The organism is Novosphingobium clariflavum (genome assembly GCF_026420865.1).
Lineage (GTDB): Bacteria > Pseudomonadota > Alphaproteobacteria > Sphingomonadales > Sphingomonadaceae > Novosphingobium > Novosphingobium clariflavum.
Window position 1 is genome coordinate 1 of sequence record NZ_JAPCWC010000022.1, and the last position, 16,880, is coordinate 16,880.

The window sequence follows — 16,880 nt, forward strand, 5'->3', positions numbered from 1 at the left end:
GCTTCATGGCCGGTCTTCCTGCAGGACCGGCCATGGCCTTCCAAGGGCTGCTCCGTTCCCCGGGGCGGCCCTTTTCCCTACTTCAACTTCAGCGGCAGTCCGGCGGCGACAAACACCACGTTGTCGGCAACGGCGGCGACCTGCTGGTTGAGGCGCCCCGCCTCGTCGCGAAAGGCGCGGCCCAGCGGGGTTTCCGGCACCAGCCCGAGCCCCACCTCGTTCGCCACCAGCGCAAGCGGCACTGGGCAATCGGCAATCGCCCGGCACAGCGCGTCGAACTGCGGGGCCAACGTCATTTCGGCCATCATCAGGTTCGACAGCCACAGCGTCAGGCAATCGACAAGGATCGCGTCCGCCTCCCGCGAAGCGCGGGCGATGGCGCCGGTAAGGTCGAGCGGCGCCTCGATGGTGGTCCAGCGCTCGCCCCGGTCCGCGCGGTGGAGCGCGATGCGCGCCGCCATCTCGTCGTCGAAGGCCTGCCCGGTCGCCACATAGGCGAGACGGCCCTCCACCACCTCGATCCAGCCCTGCGCATGGCGGCTCTTGCCCGAACGCGCGCCGCCCAGAACAAACGTGCTGATCATCGCCCCATCTCCGTCAGCGCGAGGAGGCCGTCGATGTCGAGATTCGCCTCCATGGCCCCTGCCAGTTCGTCGAGCGCGGCATCGACTTCGGCATGATGATCGCGCCGGTCGCTTGCCGCGCCTAGCCGCGCCAGCAATTGCGCGCGCAGATCGGTCGAGGCGAGCAGGCCGTGGCAATAGGTTCCCAGCACGCGGGCACCGGCATCGCGCGCACCGTCCGCACGGTCGCCCGCCAGTATCGCCAGCGGCGCGCCGGAATGCCGGGTGGTCACGCCCATGTGCATCTCGTAGCCCTCGAAGCCGGCGCCCATTGCCTCCCCCGATACGGTCCGCAGCGCCTTGGCCGGCCCCAGCACCGTGGTCACGTCGAGCAGGCCGAGCCCGGCCATCTCGCCGGGCTGGCCCTCGATCCCCTGCGGATCGGCGATCGTCCTGCCGAGCATCTGGAAACCGCCGCAGATCCCCAGAATCATACCCCCGCGCCGATAGTGCGCCAGAATGTCGATGTCCCAGCCCTCCGCCCTCAGGAATGCCAGATCGGCCATCGTCGCCTTGGAACCCGGCAGCACGATCAGCGCCGCTTCGGCCGGGATCGGCGTGCCCGGCGGGATCATCGCCACCTCCACGCCGCTTTCCTGCCGGAGCGGATCAAGATCGTCGAAATTGGCGATGCGCGGCAGGATCGGGCAGGCCACGAGACACTTTCCCGAGCCGCCGCCCAGCCCGCGTTCGAGCACCACGGCGTCCTCGCTCGGCAGGCGGCCGACCGCGCTTTGCCATGGCAGCACGCCGTAGCCGCGCCAGCCCGAACGCTGCGCGATGGCGGCATAGCCGTCCGCGAAAAGGGCCGGATCACCGCGGAACTTGTTGATGAGGAAACCGCGGATCTGGGCGGCATCGTCAGGCTCGATCACCGCGCGGGTGCCGACCAGCGAGGCGATCACCCCGCCGCGGTCAATATCGCCGATCAGCACGACCGGCACGTCGGCCTCGCGCGCAAAGCCCATGTTGGCAATGTCGCCCGCGCGCAAGTTGATCTCGGCGGGTGAGCCCGCGCCTTCGACCACCACGAGGTCGCAGCGCGCCTCCAGCCGCCGGTAGCTGGCCATGACGTCGGGCAGCAGACTGCGCCGCGCCTCGCGGAAATTGGCGCTTCCCAGCGTGCCGCGCACCTGCCCGTGAACAACCAGCTGCGAGGTGCGGTCGGCCTGGGGCTTTAGCAGCACCGGGTTCATGTCGACATGCAGCGGCGCCCGCGCCGCCAGCGCCTGGAGCGCCTGGGCGCGGCCGATCTCGCCGCCCCCGGGGGTGACGGCGGCGTTGTTGGACATGTTCTGCGGCTTGAACGGCAGCACTTTGAGCCCGCGATTGGACAAGGCCCGGCACAGCCCCGCCACGACCACCGACTTGCCGACGTCCGAGCCGGTCCCCTGCAACATCAAACCTGCCATGCGCTCCCCACGATTCCCAAAATCCCCAAGATCCCCAAGATCCAGGCCCCCAATGCCAGCGCCGCGCAGGCGCGCCGATAGACGCCCAGCGCCCGCCGCAAGTCGGCGGCGCCCGCCTCGCCGCCCTCCCGGCCGATCCACGGCTTGTCGGCCGCGACCCCGTCGTAACGCACCGGCCCCGCCAGCCTCACGCCGAGCACGCCTGCCATCGCCGCCTCGGGCCATCCGGCATTGGGCGAAGCATGCAGCGCATGGTCGCGCAGCATGGTGCCCCAGCCGCCCCCGCCGACCAGGCAAAGCAGCAGCCCCGCCAGCCGCGCCGGGATCAGGTTGACCAGATCGTCGATCCGCGCCGCCGCCCAGCCATAAGCGCGCAGCGGCTCCTCGGGATGGCCGATCAGGCTATCCGCCGTGTTGATCGCCTTGTAGGCCCAGACCCCGGGCAGCCCGCCCAGCCCCAGCCAGAACAGCGGCGCTGCGACACCGTCGCAAAAACTCTCGGCAAGGCTCTCGATCGCGGCACGGGCCACCCCGGCCTCGTCAAGGTCCCGCGTCTCGCGCCCGACGATCATGCCGACGCGGCGGCGCGCGGCGACCAGGTCGCCCGCCTCCAGCGCCGCCAGCACCGGGCGCACGTGATCGTCGAGGCTGCGTGCGGCCAGCGCCGGCCAGGCAAGCAGTGCCAGCACCGCCCAGGCCCAATTGCCCGCCACTGCGCGGACACCGAGGACCGCCAGCGCGCTCACGCAGGCCGCCATGACGATCAGCGCCAGCATCGCCGCAAGGCCAGCCAGCCGCCGCTGCCAATCCGGCCAGGCAGGACGGTTGAGCGCCCGCTCGCAGCCGGTGATGATCTTCGCAAAAAGCCCGACCGGATGGCCGATGCGGGCATGGAGGCTGGACGGCCAGCCCAGCGCGCCCTCGAGCGCCATGGCGGCTAGAATCGTTGGCTCAGCCATTGTGCAGGGCCCGATCCAACCGGGCCAGGGCAGCAGGGTCGGCAGGCACGCCGAAGCGCAGCCAACCGGGGAACTCGGCGAAAGGCCGCACCAGGATGCGGACGCGGGCAAGGCGTTCGAACAGCTCGGCCGCGGGGCAGCCGGTGACGAGCCGGAACAGCGGACTAGCGCCCTCCGCCACCAGCCCGTGGCGCGCCAGCACGGCATCGAGCGCGGCAGCGCGCCCCGGCAAATCGGCGCGCGTTGCCGCGATCCAGGCCGCATCGCCATAGGCCGCCGCGCCGATCACCAGCGCGCCTGCATGGAGCGGCCAGCTGCCCATCGCCGCGCGCAGCTTCGCCAGGATCGGCGGCGGTGCCAGCACAAAACCCAGCCGCACCCCGGCCAGGCCGAAGAACTTGCCGAAGGAACGCAGCACGATCAGCCTGCCCTCGGGCCGCACTGCCGCAGCGACGCTGGCTTGCGGCGCGCAGTCGCCAAAGGCCTCGTCGACGATCAGCCAGCCGCCACGCCCGGCGATCCGGTCCGCCCAGCCGCACAGCGCCTCGGGTGCGTGCAGCACGCCATCGGGATTGCCCGGATTGGCGATGACACAGGTTTCCCCCGCCGCCGGGACCTCGCCAAAGCGAACGGGGCGAGACACGGCGAAGGCCTCGACATGGCTGCGGTAGCTCGGCACCAGCGCCCGCCCCGGCAGATCAAGGATTCGCGCCAGCAGCCGCAGCGCCGCCTCGCTGCCCGGCACCGCACAGCAGAGCGCCGGATCGACCCCGAAATGCCGCGCCGCCGCCGCTTCGAGCACCGCGAGCCCAGCAGGATCGGGCAAGGCGTGCCAGTCCGGCGCGAGCGCCTGCGGCACCGGCCACGGCGCGGGGTTGAGCCCGGTCGAGAGGTCCAGCCAGTCCTCGGCAGCGCCGCCGAACCGCCGCGCTGCCTCGGTCAGGCGGCCGCCGTGGTGGAGGAAATGGTCGATCACCAGCCCGCCGCTCACCGGATCAGCACCAGCGCGGCGAGCAGCGCGGTCTCGGTCACTTCGATACCGGCGCCGTGGCCGTCACCCGAAATGCCGCCGATCCGGCTGCGCAGCCACCATGCCCAGAACGGCACCGCGGCAAAGAGCGCCAGGAGCGGCGGCGCTACTGCCAGCGCCAGCACCAGCGCCGCCCCGCCCCAAAGGATGACGTGCCGCCATTGCACGGCCTTGCGGAACAGGCTGCCCAACCCCTCGTGCAGCGGCGGCAGCAGCAGCGTCCAGGCAAGCGGGGCCATGCGCGCCAGCACCGGCACCAGCAACAGGGCCCAGACCTGCCCCGGCCGCAGCGCATGGAGCAGCACCAGCTTGGCGGTGAGCTGCAGGACGATGGCCACCACCGCAAAGCTGCCTACATGCGGATCCGCCATGACCGCCGAGATCCGCTCCCGGTCTGCCCCGGCGCTCTTGTGGGCGGCTCCGGCGCCGTCGGCGACATCACCGAGCCCGTCGAGATGAAGCGCACCGGTCACCGCTGTCCACGCCGCCAGCCCGGCCAGCGCGGCGATCCAGCCATCGCCCGAGCGCAGCCCCAGCCACCAGCCGAGCCCCGCCGCCCCGCCGACCGCAGCGCCTGCCAGCGGAAACCACAGGATGGCTCCGGCAAAGTCCGCCTCGCCCGCGCGAACAGCAGGCAGCGGCAGCCGGGTGAGGAACTGCAGCGCCAGGACGATGCGGCGGATCATGAGCGCAGGATCACAAGCGGCCGCCGTCCAGCGCAACGATCTGCGCAGCGGAGATCCGCCCTTCGCCATCGGGCCAGAGGCGCAGGCTCAGCACCGCGCAATAGGCAAATTCGAACGCCCATATCTGGCGGTGATCAAAGCCGAACAGCACCGCCAGCGCCGCCCGCATGGCCCCGCCGTGGGTGACCACGAGGGTATCCCGGGAGATCCCGCAAAGCGCCTCGTTGACCCGCAGGCACAGCTGCGACCAGCGTTCCCCGCGCGGCGGCGCGCAGAGATCGGGATCGTCCCAGAAGGCGGCCTGCAACGAAGGGTCGAGGTCGTGCGGCGAAAGCCCGTCCCAGTCGCCGAAATCGAGTTCGCGCCAGCGCCGGTCGGCCCGGTGCGTCGCCCCGCGGGCATGCGCGATCTGGCGCGCGGGGACTTTCGCCCGCGCCAGATCGGACGAGAGGACTTGCGCGAATGCCAGGTGTTCGGCGCGCAGCATGCAGCGCGCCACGCCAGTCGGGGTCGGCGGGTCGTCGCGGTGCCCCAGCATCAGCCCCGGTTCGCGCGGGGCGCCGTGGCGCATCAGGTGGACAAGGATGCCGTTCATGCCGCCCCGCTCATGCGATCGCCTGGCCGGCGACCAGAGCTTCGGCAAAAGTCGCCATGCCTGCATGGGCAGCCAGCGCCGAACGCACGATCTGCGTCGCCACCGCCGCGCCCGATCCCTCGCCCAGCCGCATGCCGAGATGCAGCAGCGGATCCAGCCCGAGCCGGTCCAGCAGCCGCACGTGCCCCGCCTCGGCCGAGCAATGGGCGGCCAGGCAGTGGTCGAGCGCCCCGCCATTGTCGGCCATGAGCGGCGCCGCCGCGGCGCAGCAGATGAACCCGTCGAGCAGCACCGGCACGCGGTGATGGCGCGCGGCCAGCACGGCCCCTGCCATCGCCGTGATCTCGCGTCCGCCGAGCCGGCGCAGCGTCTCGAAGGCATCGCGCGGCGCGCCGTCATGGCACGCCAGCGCCGCCGCCACTGCCGCCGCCTTGCGGGCAAGGCCATTATCGTCGAGTCCGGTGCCGCGCCCGGTCCAGTCCTGCGCCGCACCGCCGAAGACTCTGGCGCAAAGCGCGGCAGCCGGGGTGGTGTTGCCGATGCCCATCTCGCCCACGAACAACAGGTCGCTGCCGGGACGCACTGCCGCCGCGCCGATGTTGAGCGCGGCCAGACACTCGGCCTCGCTCATGGCCGGCTCCACGGTGATGTCGCCGGTCGGCCGGTCGAGATCGATGGGCACAACCTCAAGTTCGGCACCGCAGGCGGCGGTCAGCGCATTGATCGCGGCGCCGCCGTTCTCGAAATTGGCGACCATCTGGCGGGTGACTTCGGGCGGATAGGCGCTCACCCCGCGTGCGGCAACGCCGTGATTGCCGGCAAAGATCACCGCCTGGATACGTTCGGCTTGCGGAATTTCCCGGCCCTGCCAGCCGGCCATGAACACCGCGATCTCCTCCAGCCGCCCGAGCGAACCGGCAGGTTTGGTGAGGCTGGCCTGGCGCCCGCGCGCCGCCTCCAGCGCGGCGCCATCAGGTACGGGAAGACCGGCCAACGCGGCGGCAAAGGCAGCGCGGCCGGCAAACATCGGGGGGGCAGCCGAGTGCGTGGGCATGCTCATGCGTGAATGAACCCTTCAGGGGGAGTGCGGGTGATGAAATGGCCTTTCACGCCTTCCGGCCACTGGCGATAGGGTACCTGCCCTTCGGCGCTTTCGCCATGACGCAAGGCATAGTCGAGGATCGCGCGGGCGGCCTCCTCGCCGGGTTCGAAATCGCCCAGCACGTAGCCCAGCTTGCCCGGCGCGCGGATGTGCACGGTGCAATGGCGCTGGCAGGCGAACAGGCAGGCCATCTCCTGCACCGCGACCGCCTGCAGGGCGGGATCCTTGGCCTGGAGCGCCCGCATCGCCTCGGCCAGCAGCGCGCCGCCACGCCGCCCTTGCCCGTCCTCGCGCGCATCGGCCGAAAGGCGGCAGGTGTTGCAGACGACCACCGAAGGGCCGGGCTCGACCGGGGTCAGCATCGGCCGACACTCCCCGCACCAAAACAGCAATCGATTTCGGCGCATGCGCCGATGGGGCTGACCAGAACACGACAGTTCACGGAGTTTCCTTCCCGCTCGCGACATCGAATGCCCCTTCGGGTCGGCGATCGGGCAAAGGACGGATCGGCAGGGTCCCGGTGCATGGGCACCGCACGACAGGCCGCGTCCCCCGCCCGGGCGCTTGGCCGGCGGAGCAATGGCTGTCGCTCCGCGAGAGAAACTCCCCCGTCCGTCCGGCACACCCTGTCCCGACGAAGAACGACCGCGACGGGCAGGTCTCCTGGCTCACGGGTCAGGGCCGGTCCGGCCGCCTTCTCGGGAAACCTTGCCCATTGCGCGGCTTGCTTCCCAATGGCGTGTCTGGCCGAACGGCTCGCCGCTTACAGTTGCAGGGGCAGCCCGGGCATCTAACCCGCGTTCCCTTTTCATCCCCTCGCGGGGAACCCTTCGCGAGGCCGGCAACTATCGTGCGGACGGACGGCTGGCAAGTGGGCGAAGCTTGCGCCGCACGGGGAAGTTCCATAGTCGCCGCAACGATGCCGGTTAACGACGCTTCCTGCCCCGCCCTGCTGATCGCGGCCCCCGCCTCGGGCCAGGGCAAGACCCTCGTCACCGCCGCGCTCGCCCGCCGCCACGCCCGCGCGGGCAAGCGGGTGCGGGTGTTCAAGTGCGGCCCCGATTTCCTCGATCCGATGATCCACGAAGTCGCCAGCGGCGCGACGGTGCAGCAGCTCGACCTGTTCATGGTCGGCGAGGAGGAATGCCGCCGCCTGCTGCATGCCGCCGCCCAGGAAGCCGACCTCATCCTCGTCGAGGGAGTCATGGGCCTCTACGATGGCGATCCCTCCGCCGCCGACCTCGCGCGGCGTTTCGGCCTGCCGGTCATGGCGGTGATCGACGCCTCGTCGATGGCGCAGACCTTCGGCGCACTGGTTCACGGCCTGGCGACCTACCAGCCCGGCGTCAACCTGACCGCCGTGCTCGCCAACCGGGTCGGCAGCGCCCGCCACGCGCAGCTGTTGGAGCAGGGCATGCCGCAGGGCGTGCGCTGGCTCGGCAGCCTGGGCCGCGACCCTGCGATCGGCCTGCCCTCGCGCCACCTCGGGCTGGTGCAGGCGGGCGAAATCGCCGACTTGGCCGAACGGCTGGACCGCGCGGCGGACCTCCTGCCCGAAACCGCGCTCTGGCTGCCAGAGCCGGTCGCCTTTGCCGCCCCTGCCCCGGCGCAGCCGCTGCCCTCGCTGGCGGGGACCACCGTGGCCATCGCCCGCGATGCGGCCTTTGCCTTCCTCTACCCCGCCAACCTCGCCTTCCTCGAGCGCGCGGGGGCACGGCTGGCGTTCTTCTCGCCGCTCGCCGACCACGCGCTGCCCGAATGCGACGCGCTCTGGCTGCCGGGCGGCTACCCCGAACTCCACCTCGCCCGCCTTGCCGCCAACACCCCGATGCTGGCGGCGATCCGCGCCCATCACGCGGCAGGCAAACCGATCCTGGCCGAGTGCGGCGGCATGCTCTACGCTTGCGAGACGCTGGAAGACGCCGAGCAGAACCGGGCTGAACTGCTCGGCCTGCTGCCCGGCCGCGCACGCATGCAGTCGCGCCTTGCCGCGCTCGGCATGCAGGAGGCCATGCTGGACGGACACCGCCTGCGCGGCCACACCTTCCACTATTCCACGCTCGAAACCGCGCTCGCGCCGCTGGTCCAGGCCCGCACACCGGACGGTCGAGCCGGCGAGCGGCTGTTCCGCTGCGGTTCACTTACCGCCAGTTACATGCATCTCTACTTTGTCTCGGCTCCGGTACTGATTGCCGCATTGTTCGGCAGGAGTGCGCAGGCCGGGACGTAAAGTCCATTTGACATTTTCGCACACAAGCCTCTCTAAGCACTTGCATGGCCGCCGATTTGCAGACCATTTCCGCCGCGCGTGAGGCGCTTTCCTCGGGCGATGTCGCGCGTGCCGAAGCCCTGGCGCTCGCCGCGCGCACCGAACCCGCGCTGGCGCTGGATGCGATCGAGGTGCTGGCTCTCGCCGCCAAGGCCCGCGGCGCGGGCGAGCGCTATGAAAACCTGCTGCGCGAGGCGGCGGTTCTCGCGCCCGAGCGCACGTGGCCGCGCAACGACCTCGCCGAATGGCTGCACGAGACCGGCCGTCTGCGCGACGCGGAAGCGGTCCTGCGCCGGACCATCGCCGACCAACCCGGCAATCCCGACGCCCTGATGCGCCTCGGCAACATGCTGAGCGAGCGCGAGGAACTGGTCGAAGGCGCCGAGCATCTCGAGGCCGCTATCCGCATTGTCGGCCCTCATCCGCAATTGCTTGCCGATCTCGGGCGCAATCTCCTGCGGCAGGGACGCCTGGAGGAAGCCGGCCCGCTGCTGGCCGAAGCAGCCCACGCCATGCCCGACGCCCTGCCCCCATTGACCTGGCTGGCCGAGCTGGAGGAACAGGCCGGGCGGTTCGAGCGGGCCTGTGCCGTGCTGTCCCGGGCCGAGGCGCTCGCGCTGCGCCAGGGCAGCGATGTCACCCTGCAGCGCGTCACCCTGCTGTCACGCACCGAGGAATGGCCCATGGGGCTCGCCATGCTGGAGGCGGAAACCGCGCCTTCGGGCCCCGCCCTGCTGCTGCGCGGTCGCCTGCGCGACCGGGCCGGCCGCAAGACCGAGGCCTGGGATGACTTCACCGCCGGCAAGGACGCGCTCGCAAGGGCCGCCAGCCGCAGCTATCCGGCCCGCGCGGTGGGCGAACTGGTGCGGCAGTGGCAGGACGTCTTCACCGCCGACCGCTTTGCCGGATTCCTGCCTGCCGAGCGCCGCAAGGGCGTGCCGCAGCCGGTGTTCATCCTCGGCTTCCCGCGCTCGGGCACGAGCCTCATCGAACAGGTACTGGCGAGCCATTCGCGCGTGCGCGCGGGCGGCGAACTGCCGTTCGGACGCGAACTGGCGGAATTGGCTCATGCACGCACCCAGGGCGCCTTCCCGCGCGATCCCGATGGCATGAGCGAGGCCCTGCTGGACACGCTGGGCACGCACCTGCGCGATCATTATCTCGCCCGCGCCGAACGCTACGGCCTTCTCGAAAAGGGCGCCGACTTCTTCACCGACAAGCTGCCGCTCAACGCGCTCTACCTGCCGCTGCTGCAACTGGCCTTCCCGCAGTCACCGGTGATCGTCGTGCGCCGCGATCCGCGCGACGTGATGGTCTCGGCGATGAGCCACGATTTCACCCACGGCTTTGCCTGCGGCTACCGGCTCGAGGACCTCGCGCTCCACTATGCGCGCATGGACGCGCTGACCGAGCACTGGCTGGAAGAACTGCCGGTCCCCGCGCACGAACTGCGCTACGAACGCTTTGTCGGCGACCAGGAAGAGGAAACCGCGGACCTGATGGCCTGGCTCGGGCTGGATGCCGAACCCCGGCAAATGGCTTTCCACACCCTGCCCCGCCACGCGCCGACGCCCGGCCATGCGCAAGTGCGCGAGCCGCTCAACCGCCGCTCGATCGGACGCTGGAAAGGCTATGCCAAGGAACTCGCCCCGGTGCTCCCCGTGCTGACCGAGGCGATCGAACGCGGCGGTTATGCCGCCTTCGACAGCCCGATAGCCAGTTCCGGCGCCCAGGAACCGACGATCAACTGAACGCCGCTGGCGCCGCGCAGGACCATGCGCGCGCCAAGCCTCTTCAACGCGGCCTCGTCGATCGCCGCCGCATCGCCAAGGTCGACCCAGACCCGGCTCGAAGCCGCGCCCGCCGCCATGACATTGCCCCTGCCGCCCAGCGCCGCAAGCCAGGGCACGGCATCGAGCCCAACCACTGCCGCAGCCGCTGCCACTGCCGCCGGCTTATCCGGCGCCGCAGCCGCCTCGGCGGCTTCCCGCAGCGGCCCCGCCGCCTCGCGCATCTCGCTTGCCACGTCGTCGGCGATCGGGCCGACCACGACCTGCAGCGCCCCGGGCGCCGGGCGGATCAGCCCGCGCGCGCCAAGTGCCCTGAGGCGCGGCTCGTCCACAGCATCGCTGTCATGCAGGCGCAGGCGCAGCCGGGTGGTGCAGGCGCCGATCTCGGCGAGGTTGCCCTTGCCGCCCAGCGCCGCCACGAAGGCCGCCCCACGCGCCCCCTCGGCAGCGGTGATAGCCCCCGGATCCTCGCCCACCGGCTCGTCCTCGCGCCCCGGCGTCCTGATGTCGAAGCGCGCGATCGCCCAGCGGAACGAAGCGTAATAGAGCAGCGCATAGGCCGTCCCCACCGGCAGCAGCAACAGCGGATGGGTGGCCTTGGAGTAGTTCAGCACATAGTCGAGCAGCCCCGCCGAGAAGCCGAAGCCGAGCTTGACGCCGAGCAGGTCCATCAGCGCCATGGCCACGCCGGTCATCACGATGTGCATCGCATAGAGCAGCGGGGCGAGAAACATGAAGGTGAACTCGATCGGCTCGGTCACGCCGGTCAGGAAAGCGGTCAGCGCCATCGACAGGAACATGCCGCCCACCGCCTTGCGCCGCTCGGGCCGCGCCGCGTGGTACATCGCAAGGCAGGCGGCGGGCAGGCCGAACATCATCACCGGGAAAAAGCCCGACATGAAGCTGCCGGCCGCGGGATCGCCCGCGAAGAAGCGGTTGAGATCACCGGTGGTGCCGTGGAAATCGCCGATGATGAACCAGGCCACGTTGTTGAGCACGTGGTGCAGGCCAGTGACAATCAGCATGCGGTTGAGCACGCCATAGGCAAACAGCCCCAGCACGCCTGCATGGACAACGCCGCCACTGACCATGTCCATGCCGCCGGTGATCGGCGCAAAACCGTAACCAACCACCGCCGCCAGCAACAGCCCGGCCAGCCCGGAAAGGATCGGCACGAAGCGGCGTCCGCCGAAAAAGGCGAGGTATTCGGGCAGGCGGATCGCGCCATAGCGGTTGTAGAAGGCGCCTGCGGTAAGCCCGGAGGCGATGCCGATCGGGACCGCCAGCTTGGCGATGCTCTTGGCCCGCCAGGCATCCGCCGCGAGCCCGGCGGTCACGTCATGCGGCACCACCAGCAGGATTTCTGCCCCCTTGCTGGCGACCAGGAAGCAGACCAGCCCCGCCAGCCCCGCCGCGCCATTGGCATCGCGGGCGATGCCGACCGCTATGCCAAGCGCGAAGAGCATCCCAAGATTTTCGAAGATCGCCGCCCCTGCCGCGGCCACGAACGGCAGGTCGAGCAGATCCGGCTGGCCGAGCCGCAGCAGCAGACCGGCGATCGGCAGCACCGCGATCGGCAGCATCAGCGCACGGCCCAGCGGCTGGAGCGATTGCAGCGAGAGCTTCATGCCACTTCCTCCACGATCTTGCCGAGTTCGGCGCGTACCAGTGCGCGCACGGCGGCGGCATCGGGCAATCCCAGCGCGGCCTCCGCCATGGTGCCGCATTGCTCCAGCGTGAGGCTGCGAATGAGCGCCTTGGTCTGCGCAGCCGAACCCGCAGAAACCGAAAGTTCCCGCACGCCGAGGCCGATCAGCAGCGGAATCGCCTCCGGATCCGCACCAAGCCCGCCGCATAGGCCGACAAGGCGGCCATGGCGGCTGGCTCCGATCTGCGCGATCTGGATCAGATGCAGGATCGCCGGGTGCAGCGCGTCGAGCCCCGCCGCGACATGCGGATTGGTGCGGTCGCGTGCCAGCGTGTACTGGGCCAGATCGTTGCTGCCGACCGAGAAGAAGTCGGCCTCTGCCGCCAGCACCCCGGCGTGCAGGGCGGCAGCGGGGGTTTCGATCATGATCCCGAGCGGCGGGCACGGACGCTCCTCTTCGGCAGCGATCTGCTCCAGCGCGGCCCGCGCCGCGCGCAATTCGGCGATCTCGCTCACCATCGGCAGCATGATCTGCACCGGGCCTTGCGCCTCCATGGTGACAAGCGCGCGCAGTTGCACGTCGAGCAAGTCGGGCGCTGCCAGTTGCAGGCGGATGCCACGCAGGCCCAGCGCCGGGTTTTCCTCGCCGCTCATCGGCAGGTAGGGCGCAGGCTTGTCGGCGCCGATGTCGAGCGTGCGCACGATCAGCGGGCGACCTTCCAGCGCGGCGGAGATCGCGGAATAGACCTCACGCTGCTCGGTCAGCGAAGGGGCAGCGGCGCGATCGAGGAACAGGAATTCGCTGCGCAGCAACCCGCAGCCCTCGGCGCCCGCAGCGACCGCCGCGCCGGCATCGGCGGCGGAGGCGAGATTGGCGAAGACCTCGATCCGGACACCGTCGCGCGTCATCGCAGGCGCCTGCGCATGGGCTGCGGCGGCGCGGCGACGGGACTGCGCGGCTTCGATGCGGGCCCGTGCAGCGGCCAGCACATCCGCTGCGGGCGCATGGGTCAGCGCCCCCTTTTCGAGCAGCAGCGCCGCGCCTTGCGGGATCGACTTCAGCCGCTCGCCCGCCGCCACCAGCATCGGCAGGCCCAACCCTGCAGCGATGATCGCGACATGCGAGGTGGCGCCGCCCTCGACGGTGACCACGCCGCCAAGGCCGCCATCGGCCAAGGCCATCAGTTGCGAGGGATAGAGATCATCCGCCAGCAGGATCGCGCCGGGCGGCAGCGGCGGCGGGGTCTCGTCGATCCCGGCGCTTGCCAGGGCGACGCGGCGGGCAAGGTCGGCCAGATCGTTCACCCGCTCGCGCAGGCGCGGATCGGGGGAGAGGCGCAATTGGGCGATGAAGCCATCGACCCCGGCGATCCATGCCCTGCCCGCCGGCAGGCCCGCGGCGATGCCGCCGCGCGCGGCTTCGCGAAGTTCGGGATCACCAAGCAGGACCAGATGCGCAGCGGCAATCTGCGCGACTTGTCCATGCCCCCCGGCCGCGCTTTCAAGGCGGGTACGGATCTGGGCGATGGCACCATCGAGCGCAGCCGCTTCCGCTTCGCGCGTGCCCGCCGTTTCCGGAAGCGATGCAAGCGGATCGACCAGCCAGACCGCCGGGCCGATAGCCGCGCCCGCCACGGCCGTGACCGCCGCCAGCGCCTCGCCTTCGCCCAGCGGGAGCAGCGGGGCCAGCGCGGACGGAACCACACGCCCTGCCGGTTCGCCAACCGTGACCGGGCGATGTTCGCCCATGCCGCTCTCGATCAGTTCGGCGATGGCATCGATGGCCGCGATGTCGCTTCCCCGCAAGGTCAATGTCTCGCCGTGGCCGACCCCCAGCGCCAGCATGGCCACCGCGCTTCGCATCGAAGCCACGCGGCCATCGACGGCGACCATTTCGAGGGTGCCGGGGAACGTGCCCGCCAGGCTGGCCAGCCGCGCGGCCGGACGAGCATGGAGGCCGTGCGCCAGCGGCAGCAGCAGCGAACGACTGGTCCGCGGCGCCGCCTCCTTCGCGCCTGCCGCCGAGGCCTTCCCGCAGGCCTCCAGTGTCATCAGCGCCGCGCCCGCCGCGATCTCCCGGTCCGTCTTCCCGCCGACGAAGGCAAAGGCCTCGCCATTGGTGACGATCACCGGCGTCAACAGGCTGCGTGCGGTGCGGGCAAGCCGGTCAAGATCGAATACGATCAGCACCTGCCCTGCCTCGACCCGCTCGCCGGCCATGACTTCCGGCGCGAAGCCCGCGCCGCCAAGGCCGACGGTATCGAGCCCGACGTGCATCAGCAGCACCGGCCCCGCATCAAGTTCCAGCGTCACCGCGTGCCCGGCGGGATGGACCGAAACCACCCGTCCCGCCCCCGGCGAAACAAGTCGGCCCTCGGCAGGATCGATGGCGATGCCCGGGCCCATCATGCCTTGCGCAAAAACGGGATCAGGCACTTCGCAAAGCGGCGTGGCCCAGCCGCGCAGCGGGCTGGCAATCGTCAAGGTCATCGTGCGGGATCCAGCGTCAGGCGGTCGAGCATCCAGAGCGGATCGGGGCCGGGCTGCGCAAAGCTGAAATAGAGATCGTGCGGCCCCGCCTGCACCGGAAGGGCAACCGTGAGCGTGCTGACACCCGGATTGTCGGCCGCCTTGCCCAGCGGCACGCGGGCCACGATCGGGCCATCGGCCTTGTCCAGCCGGACCAGCAGTTCGCCGGCCCTAGTCTCGGGCTTGTCGAACACCAGTTTCGCCCGGTCCGCGCCGATCTGGTAGTTGAACGGCACTTGTCCGACCTCGGCGGTCAGCCCCGCGATCCCGGCGAGCGGTGCGCCGCGCCAGATCCAGCAAGGATGGAAAATATCGCCCCAGAACACCGCCCGCTTGTCCTGCGCCGGCGCATCGTCTTCCGGGCGCAGCGGCACCGCGCGCGAGCAGAGTTCCAGCTGCGAGGCTTGGCGCGTGCGGGTCATGGCGGCGGAAAGCGTCCAGCCCTTCTCCTCGCCGAACGGCTCGGAGCCGAGGAAGCTGCGGGTGCGCAGCACGGTCCCGGATGCGAGCGTCAGCGGCGCCGCATAAGCGGGTGAACCGGCCAGCGGCGCGCTGCCGTCGGTTGTGTAGTGCAGCGTGCCCGCCTTCACCGGCTGTTCCAGCCTGACCGCGATCCTGTCGCCGGCCGCCGTGAACGTGCCCAGCGCCTGCAGCGGCGTGCGGTCATAGCCGATGCCCATGGCCTTCTCCCGCGCCAGTTCGGCAGGCAGTCGCGCGGCAAACTCATCCCACTGACGGCGCTCCGGCGCGGTCCAGGCGATTTCGGCGAGCATGGCGGCGCGCGGCCACATCTGCCGCTCCATGATCTCGCTCGTGCGCATGTGTTCGGTCCAGAGGTTCGCCTGGACGCCGAGGATATGCGCGCGCTCGCCGTCGGTCAGCCCCTGCGGCAGAACCGGCGTCTCGTAGAAGCTCTTCCAGTCGATCACCTCGCCCCGGCCTGACGGCTCGTCGGCGGACATCGACTGCATGTGATCCAGATAGAAGTCCGGCGAGGGCGAAAGCACCGCGTCGTGCCCGGCCTTGGCAGCGACGATGCCGCCCGCGATGCCGTGCCACGACATGACCGTGGCCGAAGGCGGCACGTGGCCTTCGAGGATCTCGTCCCAGCCGACGATCTTGCGGCCCCTGGCGGCAAGGTAATCGCCGATGCGGGCGATGAACCAGCCTTGCAGTTCGCCCTCGTTCCTGAGGCCAAGCGCCTTGATCCGGGCCTGCGCGCGCGGATCGGCGATCCACTGCGCCTTCACCGCCTCGTCGCCGCCGACATGGATATAGGTGGAAGGGAACAGGTCGATCACCTCATCCAGCACGTCTTCCAGGAAAGCGAAGGTCGCATCCTCGGTGTTGAACAGGTTCTCGTAGACGCCCCAGTCGGCGCCCGGCGCTTTCGCCGGATCGGCAGCGGCGGCGAGCATGGGATAGGCCGCAATGGCCGCCGTGGCATGGCCCGGCATCTCGATCTCGGGCACGATAGTCACGTGGCGCTCGGCCGCGTAGGCCACGATCTCGCGGATCTCGGCCTTGGTGTAGAAACCGCCGTAGCGCACGGGATTACCCTGCGCGTCGGTGCCGGCAGCCCCGGCCGGGCGGCGCCAGGCACCGACCGCGATCAGGCGCGGATACCTGTCGATCGGGATGCGCCAACCCTGATCATCGGTCAGGTGCCAATGCAGCACGTTGAGCTTGTCTGCCGCCATGCGGTCGATCAACGCCTTCACGAAGGCTGCCGACTGGAAGTGACGCGCGGAATCGAGCATCAACCCGCGCCAGGCAAAGGCCGGGGCATCGTCGACGACCATGGCCGCGATCGTGCCGTCCTTGGAGGCGGCGATCAGTTGCCAGAGCGTTTGCGCACCGTAGAACAGCCCGGCGTCACTGGAGGCTTCGACAGTGACATCCTGCCGCGTCACGATCAGCCGGTAGGCTTCGGCGCCCGCGACCGCAGCATCGCGGCGAAAGCGGATGCGCCCCTCGGCCGAGGAGGTCAACTGCAGCGAACCGGTCCGATGGAGGAGGTCTGCCAGCCGGCTCGCCGCCGCCCTTTCGCCGCTGTCTGTCGCCGCAATGCGAGCGTGGCGGAAATCGAAGCGCCCCTGCTGCAGCGCGATTTTCGCCGGAAGCGGAAGCAAGGGCGGAGAGGCCGCCGCAGCCGCTCCGGAAACGAGCCCGGAAACGACAGCGGCGGCGAGAACGATGGAACGCATTATGTCAGTCTAACCTCTATGAGGTCTCTA

13 protein-coding genes and 1 riboswitch are annotated in these 16,880 nt (G+C 70.4%); of the genes, 2 read left to right on the forward strand and 11 right to left on the reverse strand.

The window, feature by feature from the left end; translation table 11 throughout:
* Positions 1-77: 77 nt before the first annotated feature.
* From cobU to OKA11_RS19280, 8 genes are read right to left on the reverse strand one after another with little or no spacing between them, the layout of a single operon-like run.
* Positions 78-584, reverse strand: a complete 507-nt coding sequence (gene cobU, locus OKA11_RS19245) for a bifunctional adenosylcobinamide kinase/adenosylcobinamide-phosphate guanylyltransferase (RefSeq protein ID WP_267223328.1) — start codon at positions 582-584, stop codon at positions 78-80.
* Positions 581-2,035: a cobyric acid synthase gene (locus OKA11_RS19250; protein WP_267223330.1), complete on the reverse strand. Its 1,455-nt coding sequence runs from the start codon at positions 2,033-2,035 to the stop codon at positions 581-583. The genes cobU and OKA11_RS19250 overlap by 4 nt, the downstream gene beginning before the upstream one ends.
* The gene (gene cbiB / locus OKA11_RS19255) at positions 2,023-2,994 is read right to left on the reverse strand and encodes an adenosylcobinamide-phosphate synthase CbiB (RefSeq protein ID WP_267223332.1); all 972 of its coding nucleotides are present in this window, start codon (positions 2,992-2,994) and stop codon (positions 2,023-2,025) included. Before cbiB ends, OKA11_RS19250 begins: the two co-directional genes overlap by 13 nt.
* Positions 2,987-3,985: a threonine-phosphate decarboxylase gene (locus tag OKA11_RS19260; RefSeq protein WP_267223335.1), complete on the reverse strand. Its 999-nt coding sequence runs from the start codon at positions 3,983-3,985 to the stop codon at positions 2,987-2,989. The genes cbiB and OKA11_RS19260 overlap by 8 nt, the downstream gene beginning before the upstream one ends.
* Positions 3,982-4,707, reverse strand: a complete 726-nt coding sequence (locus tag OKA11_RS19265) for an adenosylcobinamide-GDP ribazoletransferase (protein WP_267223423.1) — start codon at positions 4,705-4,707, stop codon at positions 3,982-3,984. Before OKA11_RS19265 ends, OKA11_RS19260 begins: the two co-directional genes overlap by 4 nt.
* 13 nt (positions 4,708-4,720) lie before the next feature.
* A complete protein-coding gene (locus OKA11_RS19270; RefSeq protein ID WP_267223337.1) occupies positions 4,721-5,305 on the reverse strand; it encodes a histidine phosphatase family protein in 585 nt (194 codons plus the stop codon).
* Positions 5,306-5,315: 10 nt separating this feature from the next.
* Positions 5,316-6,365 carry a nicotinate-nucleotide--dimethylbenzimidazole phosphoribosyltransferase gene (gene cobT, locus OKA11_RS19275; protein WP_379489336.1) on the reverse strand — a complete coding sequence of 350 codons (1,050 nt, stop codon included), beginning with the start codon at positions 6,363-6,365 and terminating at the stop codon, positions 5,316-5,318.
* Positions 6,362-6,769, reverse strand: a complete 408-nt coding sequence (locus OKA11_RS19280; protein WP_267223338.1) for a DUF1636 domain-containing protein — start codon at positions 6,767-6,769, stop codon at positions 6,362-6,364. Before OKA11_RS19280 ends, cobT begins: the two co-directional genes overlap by 4 nt.
* Positions 6,770-7,043: 274 nt before the next feature.
* Positions 7,044-7,253, reverse strand: a riboswitch (cobalamin riboswitch).
* A 73-nt stretch (positions 7,254-7,326) separates the two neighbouring features.
* On the opposite strand from OKA11_RS19280, the gene OKA11_RS19285 reads away from it, so the two are divergent.
* Positions 7,327-8,637 carry a cobyrinate a,c-diamide synthase gene (locus OKA11_RS19285; protein WP_267223340.1) on the forward strand — a complete coding sequence of 437 codons (1,311 nt, stop codon included), beginning with the start codon at positions 7,327-7,329 and terminating at the stop codon, positions 8,635-8,637.
* 44 nt (positions 8,638-8,681) lie between these two features.
* The gene (locus OKA11_RS19290; protein ID WP_267223344.1) at positions 8,682-10,427 is read left to right on the forward strand and encodes a tetratricopeptide repeat-containing sulfotransferase family protein; all 1,746 of its coding nucleotides are present in this window, start codon (positions 8,682-8,684) and stop codon (positions 10,425-10,427) included.
* Here the strand turns inward: OKA11_RS19290 and nagE are convergent.
* From nagE to OKA11_RS19305, 3 genes are read right to left on the reverse strand one after another with little or no spacing between them, the layout of a single operon-like run.
* Positions 10,367-12,094: an N-acetylglucosamine-specific PTS transporter subunit IIBC gene (gene nagE, locus OKA11_RS19295; protein ID WP_267223346.1), complete on the reverse strand. Its 1,728-nt coding sequence runs from the start codon at positions 12,092-12,094 to the stop codon at positions 10,367-10,369. The genes OKA11_RS19290 and nagE overlap by 61 nt on opposite strands.
* On the reverse strand, positions 12,091-14,604 hold the full coding sequence (ptsP, locus tag OKA11_RS19300) for a phosphoenolpyruvate--protein phosphotransferase (RefSeq protein WP_267223348.1): 2,514 nt from the start codon (positions 14,602-14,604) through the stop codon (positions 12,091-12,093). Before ptsP ends, nagE begins: the two co-directional genes overlap by 4 nt.
* Positions 14,601-16,850 carry a family 20 glycosylhydrolase gene (locus OKA11_RS19305; protein WP_267223349.1) on the reverse strand — a complete coding sequence of 750 codons (2,250 nt, stop codon included), beginning with the start codon at positions 16,848-16,850 and terminating at the stop codon, positions 14,601-14,603. The genes ptsP and OKA11_RS19305 overlap by 4 nt, the downstream gene beginning before the upstream one ends.
* Positions 16,851-16,880 lie beyond the last annotated feature (30 nt).